The organism is Mucilaginibacter celer (genome assembly GCF_003576455.2).
Taxonomy (GTDB): Bacteria; Bacteroidota; Bacteroidia; order Sphingobacteriales; family Sphingobacteriaceae; genus Mucilaginibacter; species Mucilaginibacter celer.
In genome coordinates this window covers 2,493,853-2,506,095 of sequence record NZ_CP032869.1, presented here as the reverse complement: position 1 = coordinate 2,506,095, position 12,243 = coordinate 2,493,853, and the positions used below count along the sequence as shown (strand labels likewise).

Annotated in this window: 12 protein-coding genes and 1 pseudogene; 6 read left to right on the top strand and 7 right to left on the bottom strand. The window is 44.6% G+C overall.

The window, feature by feature from the left end; translation table 11 throughout:
* Positions 1–10: 10 nt before the first annotated feature.
* Together HYN43_RS09975 and HYN43_RS09970 are read right to left on the bottom strand one after the other, a co-directional pair.
* Positions 11–430, bottom strand: a complete 420-nt coding sequence (locus tag HYN43_RS09975) for a hypothetical protein (protein WP_119411555.1) — start codon at positions 428–430, stop codon at positions 11–13.
* 92 nt (positions 431–522) lie between these two features.
* Entirely contained in the window at positions 523–1,770 is a 1,248-nt protein-coding gene (locus tag HYN43_RS09970) for a nucleoside recognition domain-containing protein (RefSeq protein WP_119411554.1), read from the bottom strand.
* Between the two features lie 83 nt (positions 1,771–1,853).
* Here HYN43_RS09970 and HYN43_RS09965 point away from each other — a divergent pair, with 83 nt between their 5' ends.
* The 5 genes and pseudogenes from HYN43_RS09965 to HYN43_RS09945 all read left to right on the top strand — a co-directional run bounded on the left by HYN43_RS09965 (position 1,854) and on the right by HYN43_RS09945 (position 5,757).
* Complete coding sequence (locus HYN43_RS09965; RefSeq protein ID WP_119411553.1) at positions 1,854–2,288, top strand: DinB family protein; 435 nt, start codon at positions 1,854–1,856, stop codon at positions 2,286–2,288.
* Positions 2,288–2,704, top strand: a complete 417-nt coding sequence (locus HYN43_RS09960; RefSeq protein WP_119411552.1) for a DUF3052 family protein — start codon at positions 2,288–2,290, stop codon at positions 2,702–2,704. Before HYN43_RS09965 ends, HYN43_RS09960 begins: the two co-directional genes overlap by 1 nt.
* Before the next feature lie 81 nt (positions 2,705–2,785).
* On the top strand, positions 2,786–3,214 hold the full coding sequence (locus HYN43_RS09955) for an OsmC family protein (protein WP_119411551.1): 429 nt from the start codon (positions 2,786–2,788) through the stop codon (positions 3,212–3,214).
* A gap of 123 nt (positions 3,215–3,337) precedes the next feature.
* A pseudogene (locus tag HYN43_RS09950) lies at positions 3,338–4,075 on the top strand (maleylpyruvate isomerase N-terminal domain-containing protein); the annotation flags it as partial.
* A 308-nt stretch (positions 4,076–4,383) separates the two neighbouring features.
* Positions 4,384–5,757 (top strand): OmpA family protein, encoded by a 1,374-nt coding sequence (locus HYN43_RS09945; protein WP_119411550.1) that lies wholly within the window; start codon positions 4,384–4,386, stop codon positions 5,755–5,757.
* 68 nt (positions 5,758–5,825) lie between these two features.
* Here the strand turns inward: HYN43_RS09945 and HYN43_RS09940 are convergent, their stop codons facing one another.
* Both HYN43_RS09940 and HYN43_RS09935 read right to left on the bottom strand, forming a co-directional pair.
* Entirely contained in the window at positions 5,826–6,209 is a 384-nt protein-coding gene (locus tag HYN43_RS09940; RefSeq protein WP_119411549.1) for an SRPBCC domain-containing protein, read from the bottom strand.
* Between the two features lie 23 nt (positions 6,210–6,232).
* Complete coding sequence (locus HYN43_RS09935; protein WP_119411548.1) at positions 6,233–6,826, bottom strand: acetate uptake transporter; 594 nt, start codon at positions 6,824–6,826, stop codon at positions 6,233–6,235.
* Between the two features lie 105 nt (positions 6,827–6,931).
* Between HYN43_RS09935 and gpmA the strand changes: the two genes are divergently transcribed.
* Complete coding sequence (gene gpmA, locus HYN43_RS09930; protein WP_119411547.1) at positions 6,932–7,621, top strand: 2,3-diphosphoglycerate-dependent phosphoglycerate mutase; 690 nt, start codon at positions 6,932–6,934, stop codon at positions 7,619–7,621.
* A 59-nt stretch (positions 7,622–7,680) separates the two neighbouring features.
* On the opposite strand, the gene HYN43_RS09925 is transcribed toward gpmA, so the two are convergent.
* From HYN43_RS09925 to HYN43_RS09915, 3 genes are all read right to left on the bottom strand, one after another.
* The gene (locus tag HYN43_RS09925; protein WP_119411546.1) at positions 7,681–9,354 is read right to left on the bottom strand and encodes a lectin; all 1,674 of its coding nucleotides are present in this window, start codon (positions 9,352–9,354) and stop codon (positions 7,681–7,683) included.
* A gap of 326 nt (positions 9,355–9,680) precedes the next feature.
* The gene (locus HYN43_RS09920; protein ID WP_119411545.1) at positions 9,681–10,457 is read right to left on the bottom strand and encodes an HAD-IIA family hydrolase; all 777 of its coding nucleotides are present in this window, start codon (positions 10,455–10,457) and stop codon (positions 9,681–9,683) included.
* Positions 10,458–10,688: 231 nt separating this feature from the next.
* Positions 10,689–12,128 (bottom strand): DNA/RNA non-specific endonuclease, encoded by a 1,440-nt coding sequence (locus HYN43_RS09915; RefSeq protein WP_119411544.1) that lies wholly within the window; start codon positions 12,126–12,128, stop codon positions 10,689–10,691.
* Positions 12,129–12,243: the final 115 nt, after the last annotated feature.

Genomic DNA, 12,243 nt, shown 5'->3' with positions numbered 1-12,243 from the left:
TTTGCCGGTGTTATTGCGAACTTTCATTAATATCAACCATCGACCAGTTTTTTTTCATAAACCTCGGCCCGCCGTTATATTTCAATATCATTTCAAAATTGGTACGGCTTTTTTCACCACGTTCATCGGTCGAGATAACATACGATTTGATGATGTAAACAGAATCTGATTTTTTGCCGTACTGGTATCCCTCGTCGGGAAAAGAAACATTACCTGATCGGATGGTGGGGATCACAAATTCCTTCGCAATTTTATAGGCATCATCGGCATTAGGCATCCGGTTAAAGGAAAATACATCAGATACGCCACCGGAAATAGCAAATTTTATCATGATGAATACAAATATTACGCCTACAACCACAATTGCGTATACGCCTTTCATCGCCCTCTTTTTTTTGAGGCGCTTGTCCTTGAGAAAAGTTTTTTCCATTAGTTTATAATCGGGGAATCAAAAGTAACAATAAAATCAATTAAGAGGGAGAATCAAAAAATTGGTTTTTACTGTATACGGAGAAAAGACGATCAGGGTTGGTGACCAAAAAACAGGTAAGCAATAAATATAGCAGCAATTACGCCGGCCAGGTCGGCAATAAGACCCGCAGGGATGGCGTAGCGTGATTTTTTTATCCCTACTGAGCCGAAATAAAGGGCAACAATATAGAAAGTAGTATCGGCCGATCCGTTAAAAATACCTGCCAGCCTGCCTGCAAATTTATCAACACCAAAAGTTTGCATAACGGTGATCATCATCCCTTTTGATCCGGAACCGCTTAAAGGTTTAAGATAAGCTACCGGCATGGCATCCACAAAGCGGGTATCCAGGCCCAGTTGGATGCAGATCCAGCGCAAACCTTCGTTCATATAATCCAAAGCACCGCAGCTTCTGAAAACGGCTATGCCTACCAGCATGGCCACCAGGTAGGGTATTATTTTGATAGATGTTTCAAAGCCGCCTTTAGCTCCCTCAACAAAAACTTCAAATACGTTTACCTTTTTTATCATCCCCCCAACAATAAATACTACCGGGATGGTAAACAACATCACGTTGCTTATGATGGATGACACGGTACCAATCTGCTCACGGGTTAGCTGGGTAGTAAAATACCAAACCAAAAGGGCAATAAACGTGGTAACGCCGCCAAGCCAGCCGATGATCACCCTATCAAAAAGGTTAATTTTTTGCCTGATGGCAACAGCTATAAGCCCAACTACGGTAGCCACATAAGTAGCGATGATGCAGGGCAAAAATACCTCGGCGGGGTCTTTTGAATTGAGGATGGCCCTTTGTGCAATAATGGTAACCGGCAGCAATTGCAAACCCGAAGTATGCAGCACCAGGAACATAATCTGGGCGTTTGAGGCTGTTTCTTTATCTTTATTCAACTCCTGTAAGCTGCCCATGGCCCGTAAGCCCAGCGGAGTGGCTGCATTATCCAGCCCCAACAGATTTGCCGAAAAGTTCATCATCATTTGCCCGGTGGCGGGATGATCTTTAGGCACATCAGGAAAAAGCCGACTAAAAAACGGGCTTACTATCCGCGATAAAAAGTTAATGGCTCCCGCTTTTTCGCCAATGTTTAATATCCCCAGCCAGAAAGCCATTGAGCCGGCAAGCGGCAGGGCTATATCCATTACCGATGATTTTGACGAGTTAAACATCCCCTCAACGAGCAATTTGAATGCTTCGGTATCGCCAAAAAAAACTAATTTTATGAGCGACACAACAAAGGCAATTACAAAAAACGCTATCCAGATGTAGTTAAGGGCCATAGTAATGTTTAAGGTTTTGAAGTTAATGCTTTTGCTGTGTAATATAAAATTATCGTGTTTAATAAGCTTTGATATTATACCCCATGAACCAGGCTATCAGCAAACTAAAAGAAACAATTAATAAGGTACAGCTACTTAAAACAGCACAAATTGATTGGGAATACAAGGCATCGCCGTTAAAATGGTCAAAAAAAGAGGTGATAGGGCATTTAATTGACAGCGCGCAAATTAACCTGCAACGTTTTGTGCGATGCACGTATGAAGAAGGTTTCAAACTTATCTACGAACAGGTGGAGTGGGTGCAGGCCGCCCGCTATCAGCAGGCAGATATCAATCAGTTAATTGACTTATGGGCTTTATTAAATTTACAGATTGTTAGGGTATTGGAAAATTATCCGCCCGAAAGGCTACAAGCCCGGTGCGACAACAGCAAACAGGAACCCAACCTGCAAACCGTTGAATGGCTTGCTGCAGATTATGTAGATCATTTGTTACATCATTTAAAAACGATACTGTAATGGCAGGATATTCGGGCACGCCGCTGGCAAAAAAGCTGGGGATTAAATCAAAATCGGTAGTGATGCCGGTAAATGCGCCTGAACACTATATGCAGTTGTTTAGCGATATGCCCGCCGATGCTGTTTTTGTTGATAATGTTGAAATTAAAAAAGATGTAATTCACTTTTTTACCCAAAGCCAGGATGAATATAAAGCTCTTTTATCCGGATTGATGAAGCAAATAAAACCTGATGGGATGATCTGGGTATCCTGGCCCAAAAAAGCATCGAAAGTGGTTACCGATGTTACCGAAGACCTGATCAGGAACTATGCCCTGCAAATTGGCCTGGTTGATATAAAGGTTTGCGCGGTGGATGAAATATGGTCGGGACTGAAGCTGGTTATCCCGGTTAAAGACAGAAAATATGCGGATTAAGTCATTTTTAGTTAAACAACCGTAGCCTGTTTGAGCAATAGCTTACAATTGTATAACTTCGTACTGTAATATCTAAACACTATGGCTCAAATTGAATTAAAACGTGTACATGGCGATTTCGGCTTTGAAGCTGTTGACGCCAATGGTCATACGGTAAAAATGGACAGCAGTCCGGAAAGCGGCGGCCAGGATTTTGGCATCCGCCCAATGCAAATGTTATTAATGGGCCTTGCCGGCTGCTCGGCAATTGATGTGATCAGCATCCTAAAAAAACAGCGCCAGGAGGTAACCGATTACAAAATGGTGGTGAACGGCGAACGTGAAGCAGGTGTAGAGCCTTCTTTATGGCAGGATGTAGACATCGAATTTCATATTTACGGAAACGTTGATGAAGACAAGGCCGTGCGTGCCGCCGAACTATCTATCAACAAATACTGCTCGGTTGCGGCTACACTTGCAAAGGCTGGTGCCGATATCAAATGGAAAGTGATTGTACACCCGGCACAATAATATTTTTAATAGTTTAAATAAATGGAGGAGCAGGAGATACCTATCAAAACAGTACACCTGTTCCCCATTTTAGATGAGAAACTAATAGAACTGCTCAAATCCTTATAGGCAGACGAATGGAATAAACCAACCGTTGCGCGTTTATGGACAGTTAAAGATGTAGCTGCTCATTTACTGGATGGTAACATCCGCACCATATCATCGTCTCATGAATACCCCGGCGATCCGCCATCTACTCCCATTAACAACTACCATTATCTTGTTGGGTATCTGAACAGCTTAAACGCCACCTGGGTACAAGCCATGCGGCGCATGAGCCCGCAGTTACTCATTGAACTTTTAGAAACAACCGGGAAGCAATACAGCCAAGTGATTGCCGCGCTTGATCCCTTTGCGCAAGCGCTATATTCGGTTGCCTGGGCAGGAGAGGAGCAATCTGCAAACCGGTTTCATATTGCCCGCGAATACACAGAGAAATTTCACCATCAGCAACAAATTCGTGAGGCTGTTGGTAAGCAGGGGATTATAAACGCCGAATTATTTTATCCCTGTGTAGATACTTTTATGCGGGGCTTGCCGCATGCTTATCGCGACATTGAAGGTGATGAGGGTTCCCTTATCCAAATCTTGGTTACGGGAGAGGCTGGGGGAAGCTGGTTTTCGCAGTACAATAACAGCAATTGGAAGCTGAACAAAACTCTTGATAAACAACCTGATACCGTTGTAAGCTTATCGCCAGATACAGCCTGGAAGGTATTTACTAAAGCTATCACGCCCCAATCAGCTATCAAAATTTCCGATGTTAGCGGAAATATTAACCTTGAAGAAAATTTATTCAATCTTGTGGCGGTAATGGCTTAAAACAATTTTGTTTATTTACCCCATTACAGTACAAAATTGTATTCTTTTTAACTCACTGACCGTATCATACAAAAAGTCAAATTTATTCCTGTGCTTCGCGGTTTTAAACAACCTGAATTGTTTCATAAAAACACGATGGATTAACGTAGTGTATCAGCGTTTTATATGAAATTTTAGATGCTTTTCCTTTTGGGATTTTGGGGAGCCTTTTAAGCGTGTTTAAGCCTTGGTTTTATTTGGTGGCATCAATGTTGACTTACAGAGTGTACGTTTCACTGAGTGTTAAACGTATAATTAAATTTACTAATATGAAAACAAATTTAAAGAAAGCCTCTCTACTCCTTACCGGAGTTTTGGTAGGCAGCAAATTATTAGCCCAAACTCCCGACACTTTAGCCGTTAAAGATTATGTAAGGCCGTTTTCGGGCGGAGACCAGTTTCGTACATGGTCGATTGGGGTACACGGAGGTTTATTGACGCCCTACACCATTTTTGGCCGTAACAGCCACCAGGATTTCACCCATCCAAGCGAACAGTTTGGCTATGGCGCTTATATCAAAAAACAAATTTTACCATCGTTTGGCTTACAGGCTGATTTCCTTCGCGGCGAAGTATCGTCTTCAAACAGCCATGTTACCGCCGCGGGCACCAACACTTATGATTCGTACTCTACAAAACTAAACTGGTCGGCAGCATTGAGTGCCAACTTTACATTGGCCAATATCAACTGGCGACACGACAGGCCTTTTATCCAGCCTTACTTAACGGCAGGTGCAGGTTACATGAATTATACGCCAAGAATAACTCCAGCTGGCGGACAACAGGAAAATTTCAAGAAAACCGATAACGGTCATATTGGCGAAGTATTTATCCCGATTGGCTTAGGTTTGAAGTTTAACCTTGCTCCGGGCGTAAACCTTGATATGGGTTATCAGGTTAACTTCGTTCAGTCTGATAATTTCGACGGCTACAACTTTGGCTCAGGAGATGACAGGTTCTCATACGCTCATATAGGCCTGGAGTTTGCTTTAGGTAGCAGCAAAAAACCGCAAATGGCCGTACACAATCCGGTATCATCAATGCGCACCGAGTATATGGTAGAAAACCAACGCACCCGTGCCGAGCTGCAAATGCAAATTGACGCTGAGAAAGCTAAAAACGCACAATTGGCAAGTGATTTGGCCGCTACAAATGCAAACCTGGCTAAGTTAACTACCGATAGCGATGGCGACGGTGTTGTGGATGTAAATGATAAATGTCCTAATACGCCGGCCGGCCAAAAAGTGGATGGTTCGGGTTGTCCGCTTGCTAAACCGGTGATTTATGTTACCGAAGAGGATAAAAAAGTAGTTAAAGATGCGATCAAGAACCTTGAGTTTGATTTAGGTAAAGCAACCATCCGCGAGCATTCGTTCCCAAGTTTGGATAGGGTTGCGCAGTTACTGGTTGATAAAAACTTCAGCCTGAAACTTGCCGGCCATACTGATAATACCGGATCGGACGAATTGAACATGCGTTTATCAAAAGATCGTGCTGAATCGATTAAATCTTACCTGGTAAGCAAAGGAGCCAATGCATCACGTATTGAAGCAACCGGCTATGGCGAAACCCAGCCTATTGCTACCAACAAAACAGCGGCAGGCCGCCAGGCTAATCGCAGGGTTGAGTTTACCTTGTTTTAACGGGTAAAAGCAATTAAAACAAAGAAAGCCGCTCATTTGGGCGGCTTTCTTTGTTTTAAAATATTGGTTTAGTATCCTTCAAAAAAATCTATCAGGCCACCAAAATAGCTGTCGTTCCAGCCGCCAACAATATCATCGTAATCATCATCGGGGATATTGGTATGCCTTAATTCGGCCGAAGTGCCGTTTTTATCGGGATGAAGTTTAATGGTCACTATCGAGTTATCGCTTGCACCTTCAAAATACCATTGCTGTACAACTTTTTTATTAGGCTCAAACTCCAGGTTTTTACCTACAATACTGCCATCCCACATCGAAAATTCGCTGCCCGGCTCGGTCGACATTTCGGCAACCTCACCTGTCCATAATTCTATGGTAACGGGGTTGGTTATCGCCATGTAAATTTCTTCGGGAGTGGCCGGTATGCTGTAATATTTTTTGTAATCTTTCACCTGCGCAATTTAGCACAATTAATTTAATCCTTTACCGGGCCAAGCGGCAAAACGGTTTTACCGTAAATTTCGTTCAGCACCTGGGCTATGCCTGCGTAGATGGCCGATGCGCCGCAAACAATGCCCTCGTAACCGGCAAAATGTTTAATACCGGCGTTACCTGTAGCATCGCCGGCTACCAACAAGAAAAACAATATGGTTAACGAGGCAAATATGAACTGTAAGGCACGGCTAAGCTTTAGTGTGCCAAAAAACAATAACAGGGTAAATACGCCCCATACGCTCAGGTACGCTATCATAGCACCTTCAGACGGTGCGGTTCCCCAGCCAAGTTTAGGCATTACCAGTAAACCTACCAGCGAAAGCCAGAAAAAGCCGTACGAGGTAAAGGCGGTAAGGCCAAAAGTGTTGTTCTTTTTGGCTTCGATAACGCCGGCAATAACCTGTGCCAGGCCTCCGTAAAAAATGCCCATGCCCAAAATCATGGTGTTCATTTCAAAAAAGCCGGCATTGTGGATGTTGAGCAAAACGGTGGTCATGCCAAAAGCACATAAGCCAAGCGGGGCAGGGTTGGCAGTGCCATCCTTCACCGGCACGGGTGTGGTAGGAAGAGTCATAATAAGTTTTGGTTTAATTTGGTTTGTACTGCAAGCTAACTGATTTATAAATATTAAGCAAGTTTTTTACAACCCGTAAGCTACATTTGCGTTATCAGATTAGCTATGCAAAAATTAGTATTGATACGCCACGGCGAAAGCACCTGGAACCAGGAAAACCGGTTTACCGGATGGGAAGATGTAGACCTATCAGAGAAAGGGTATGAGCAGGCCCGGCAGGCCGGCAAAATTCTTAATAAAAACGGTTATAACTTTGATGCCGGCTTTACATCCTATTTAAAAAGATCAATTAAAACGCTTCATTTTATTTTGGAGGAGCTTGATCATCTCTGGATCCCGGTAGAAAAATCATGGCGGCTGAATGAGCGTTTTTATGGCGCATTGCAGGGTTTAAATAAAGACGAAACGATAGCTAAATATGGTGCCGAACAGGTACTGAAATGGCGGCGCGATCCTAATGAGCACCCACCGGCCGTTACCAAAGATGATCCCCGTTATCCGGGCCACGATTTAAGGTATAAAGATTTAACAGAACGTGAGCTTCCTCTTACCGAAAACCTGGGCGAAACCATGGACAGGGTTTTACCATTTTGGAACGAGCGGATTGTAAGAGCGCTTCGCCGCAATCAAAAAGTTATCGTGGTAGCTCACGGCAACAGCCTGAGGTCACTTATCAAATATATTGATCATTTAAGTGATGAGGAGGTTACCAACCTCGAAATACCAACGGCAACACCCTGGGTTTACGAGTTGGATGAGGGCCTGAACCGGATCCGGCATTATTATCTTGAATAACATTTAAGTGGATAATATAAAGGCGGCTGTTTTAAGCCGCCTTTATACTGTAAATGAAATTATTGGTTAACCCGGAATGATTCCCAGCCGCCAATAGTGGTACGGGTACAGGTCATGGCTTGTGTGCCATTTTCGCCCGAAATGTATTTGCCGTTGTTGCCTCTCAGCGAGATGGTACCATCGGCATTGTTAATCCAGTCAAACTGTTCCCATGGGCCAACGGAAGATCTGTTACAGGTAATGGCCTGCGTTCCATTTTCGGATGATACGTATTTGCCCGAGTTTTGCAGGGCCACTTTGCCGCCTCCTGCGTTAACTACGGTAAATTGTTCCCAGCCACCTACGGCAGTGCGGTTGCAATTCATCGCCTGTGTACCGTTTTCGCTGCTTACATAATTGTTATTTGAGCCTTTTAGCGTAACAACCTGGCCAATAGGCACGGTACCGCCTCCGCTACCGATAACCGGCTGGGTAGGGCGGGTGGCGGTTAAACCAATCTGGCCTTTAAACATTTTGCCCCCATCGTTGGTGAGGCGCAGATAGTAATCGGCCGAGCATGCTGTGCCGTCTTCATCAAGGGTAACAAAGTTTGATCCTACAGGGATAAAGGCCGAACTCTCGGCAGTTTTGGCTATCTGGTTACCCTCGTTGTACTCATCAAACATCGAAATATAAATACCTTGCGCACCAACGCGTTTCATGTTGTAAAACTGGCGCCACATAAAATCGCCGTGGGCGCGCTGGTGTTCCTGCAAATCGCCGGGCAGAATACAGGGCTGGTAATCGATACCGTTGGCGTTGCAATAGGCCTGGTCGGGTGTGTTTACATTGGTGTAATAATTGTCCGAATCACCGGCGTTGCCGATACGGCCTACCATCCATGGCGAAAGCATGTTAAACGCGCTATAGGTAGCCAAAAAGCCCGGTCTTGAATCCTGGCCCGATGGTGCCGTGCGCCATTGGGTAGGTACACCGCCTATCACGTAGCAACCCTGCCCTTTAAACCAGTTAATCACATCCAAACAAACCGCGGCCGACCATGGGTGATTGCTGTCGTTAAAACCAAATCCCCAGATACATACCACTGGCCTGCCATTCTGTTTTGCATAAGCCGATGAAGACGTATAGGCCGACATTTTGTTTGTCCAATCGGTTTTAATTTCCGATTGCATGTTTGTCCAGCCGCTTACATCATACATAATGTAAAACTTACGGCCGGTTGCTTCGGCTGCGGTTTTAACCTTGGCAGTAATAGCATCGCGTACTGGGCCTTCGCCACCTGTAGGGTTAAAGCGCTGTAAGGCAGCGCAATCAATGCCGTTTTGTTGCATCCATTGAAACTGAACGTTTACAGATTGATCTGTAAAGGAAGAGAACAGTTTGGCAGGTTGCCCGTTGCCAAGATTGGAGTAGGCGGCTTGAAAAGTGGTAGTATAATCGCGCACGTCAGGCCACGATTTAATGCCCTGGTTGGTTGGCGAAGGTGCTGCACCCCAGTTTTGGGCCCAGTGCCACCAGGCGTTAATGGGCGAGCCGTCGCCGGTGGCGGCAAACCATCCCTGGTAGCCTACAGTTATTTTGCCCACCACATCGCCAACGGGCGAGGCTGATGTCTGCAGTTTTGAATTGATGTTTGAGTTGCCTGTGTGGTTTACAAGGTCTTTTTTGTTACACGAGGTGATAATACCTGCCATAAGCACGCAGGCCAGAACGTACAGTTTTTTTAAGTTCATAAATTTAGATGTAGTGTTTTTTGATAAAATTGGTTTAATAACGGAAATGCAGGCATAACCTGCTTTAAACCTAAGGGGGCTTAAGCACTTGATTTTTCATCATAGCAATAATTGGTTTGGTTACCGGCAACTTTAGGGAAGCCACCGTTTTGTAATTGGTTTGTGACAAATAACCAATGCCGCTATTAAAAAATGCTTAATAAAAGCTTAATGCTTTTAGGTATAGATTAAATTAAGATGCTTTTCGCGAAAGTATTAAACAAAAAACGGATGCCATGTGATAGGACATCCGTTTTAAAGAGAGATATAATTTTTATCAGAACATCTTATTTCCACCATTTAAGCGGAAAGGTGATCTTATCGACCGAGCCTACCACACTATCAGGCTTAAAAGCATAATGGCTTAATTGGTCGCTGGTTGAAATGCCTGATAAAACCAGTATTGTTTTATAGCCCATTTGCACACCGCCCTGTATGTCTGTTTCCATGGTATCGCCAATAACGGTAGTCTCGGCAGTTTCCAAGCCCAGAAACTTCCTGGCTGATCGCATCATTACCGGGCTTGGCTTGCCGGTTACAAACGCTTTCCTGCCGGTTGCTTCTTCAATCATGGCGGTAGTAGCAGCTATGCCCAGGTTATTCCATCCAGGTTTTTTAGGCGATGGGTCGCGGTTGGTGGTGATGAATTTAGCACCGGCCAGGATCATATCAACGGCGCGCTGAACCATCTCTAAAGTAAAATTCCTGCCTTCACCCAATACCACAAATTCCGGATCTGAATCAACAAGGGTGATCCCGTTTTCGTGTAAACTGGTAAGCAGGCCGCCTTCGCCTAACACAAAAGCGGTGCCGTTAGGGCTTTGATCGCCCAGGAACTTTCCTGTAGCCATGGCGCTGGTGTAAACATGTTTGGTTTCTACAGTGATGCCTAATCTTTTAAGTTTGCGCACAACCTCAAGGGCGGTACGTTGACTGTTATTGGTCATAAACGTAAAAGGAATATCATTATCTATAAGATGTTTGATGAATTTATCTGCGCCGAAAATTAATTCTTCGCCGCTGTAGATAACGCCATCCATATCAATTAAAAGGCCTTGTTTCATATAGTTTTATGTTTGTATTTTGTGATGTTGTGTAATCCTTTTTATGTGAATTTAATAAACAAATCAGTTTTTTATTGCCGATAGTTTAATGATAATATTGAGTTAATACAATTATTGCCAAATTCTGTTAATCAGGCGGAAATAACGGTACGGTTTATAATCCCTCAAACATAACAAAATAAAAAAGCCGGACGATGACCCGCCCGGCTCTTTTTTAACATTAATAAAAGCTTATGATCCTGAGCCGTTATCAACCTTGGTTTCAAGTGCTGTACGTACAGCCGCAGGCAGGCTTGATAGCAAGGTGTAACCTGTTGCTGTTTCGATGCTTTTTACAGTGGTGATATATTTAGTCCAGTCGCCATCAATGGTGTTGATATTAGGCGTATTCACTGCTATAACGCGTGTAGAGGCTGTAACCCTCGCAACGTCTCCATCGCCTTTAGGGATGATCACCGCCACTTTCCAAACATTGGCTGGTACATTAACGTGGCCGTTGTTGATAGTAGTAGCCGCGCCTTTTGATCCGGTACCACCGGTGCCGTAGCTACCCATAATGATGTAAACTTCGTTACCGGCAACCACCTGTTCGCGCAGGTAATTTTCAAGGTTGGCCCAGGTTTGCTGGTTGTTTTGAGGGGCCTGCGGTATCATATTGGTCATCAGGAAGGTAGCCGAGTTGGCATTGGTCGAACTGGTACGATCGGCCGATGGACAGTTGTGCCCCCTGTCAAACCCGCTGCCCGAATAGCTGTTGCTTTCAACCTGGTACCAGCCTGTAGGCAAACCGCTCCAGCCTGCAAAATTATCCAGCCTGCCGGTTGCATTAGTGGTGTTTGTTCCGTCAAGGTGCCAGCTTACCCAGTTGGGTTCACCTTTGGTGGCATTGTACGATTCTACGTAGTATTTCTGGTCTATCAAATAATTATCCATGGTAGCCAGGGTTGCGGTAGCGTTTGATGGGTTGCCGAATAACAGGTTGCTATTATCGCCAGTGGTTGGCTGCGCATCGGCCCCGGCGGTTACATCGCGTGGGGTTGTTGAGTTTGATGTACCTGTGGTGTCGCTGCCGCCGGTATCGGGCGTACCAATGGTAATACCCGGGTCGCCGGTGCCTTTAAAAATAATGTCGTCGATATTAACGCGGTTAGTAGTGGTGTTTTTAATCTGGAAGCGCACTTTAGCAGCCGATACTTTAAACGAGTCGGTTACCAGTACTGTGTTGTTATCAGGGATATCGCTTCCCACCTGGGTATAAGTGGCTCCTCCGTCTGTCGACATCAGTACCTGCAGGTTTGAGGCCGCATCAGTACCGTATTTGCCATGTTTAAAGTAAAGGGTAGTAAGGCCCTTGATATCAAAATTCATGGTAATGGCACCATTTTTCATTCGGATTGATTTGCTGCCGTTTTTCAAATCGGCAGCAAGGTTACCCACCAGTGCATTGTCAAAATTCCAGCTGCCGGTGCCTAATGAAACATCGGCCGCGGCATAGGCGGTTTTGCTTCCGTTTTCCAAATCCTCGGTAATGGTGTACGGAACCGGGGCCGGGGGAGTGGTAACCGTAGTATCGCCCGATTTTGGCGGCGTGGGCGTGGTTTTAAGGTCTTTTGAACATCCGGCAAAGGTTAGTGTTAAACCCAGGCCAATTAGCAGGTTGTTAATTTTCATAATTTGTTTTTTTTATGATAGATAAATACATAGCACAGCCAACGCATTTATGCTGTGAAATTTTTTTAACCGGAAAGATTTAGGGGATAAACAATGAAGAAGACAAGAAGCCCGG

What these genes read in the sequence shown, in the direction of transcription:
- HYN43_RS09975 (WP_119411555.1), bottom strand. Translation starts at nt 430, where the DNA reads ATGGAAAAAACTTTTCTCAAGGACAAGCGCCTCAAAAAAAAGAGGGCG.
- HYN43_RS09970 (WP_119411554.1), bottom strand. Translation starts at nt 1,770, where the DNA reads ATGGCCCTTAACTACATCTGGATAGCGTTTTTTGTAATTGCCTTTGTT.
- HYN43_RS09965 (WP_119411553.1), top strand. Translation starts at nt 1,854, where the DNA reads ATGAACCAGGCTATCAGCAAACTAAAAGAAACAATTAATAAGGTACAG.
- HYN43_RS09960 (WP_119411552.1), top strand. Translation starts at nt 2,288, where the DNA reads ATGGCAGGATATTCGGGCACGCCGCTGGCAAAAAAGCTGGGGATTAAA.
- HYN43_RS09955 (WP_119411551.1), top strand. Translation starts at nt 2,786, where the DNA reads ATGGCTCAAATTGAATTAAAACGTGTACATGGCGATTTCGGCTTTGAA.
- HYN43_RS09945 (WP_119411550.1), top strand. Translation starts at nt 4,384, where the DNA reads ATGAAAACAAATTTAAAGAAAGCCTCTCTACTCCTTACCGGAGTTTTG.
- HYN43_RS09935 (WP_119411548.1), bottom strand. Translation starts at nt 6,826, where the DNA reads ATGACTCTTCCTACCACACCCGTGCCGGTGAAGGATGGCACTGCCAAC.
- gpmA (WP_119411547.1), top strand. Translation starts at nt 6,932, where the DNA reads ATGCAAAAATTAGTATTGATACGCCACGGCGAAAGCACCTGGAACCAG.
- HYN43_RS09925 (WP_119411546.1), bottom strand. Translation starts at nt 9,354, where the DNA reads ATGAACTTAAAAAAACTGTACGTTCTGGCCTGCGTGCTTATGGCAGGT.
- HYN43_RS09920 (WP_119411545.1), bottom strand. Translation starts at nt 10,457, where the DNA reads ATGAAACAAGGCCTTTTAATTGATATGGATGGCGTTATCTACAGCGGC.
- HYN43_RS09915 (WP_119411544.1), bottom strand. Translation starts at nt 12,128, where the DNA reads ATGAAAATTAACAACCTGCTAATTGGCCTGGGTTTAACACTAACCTTT.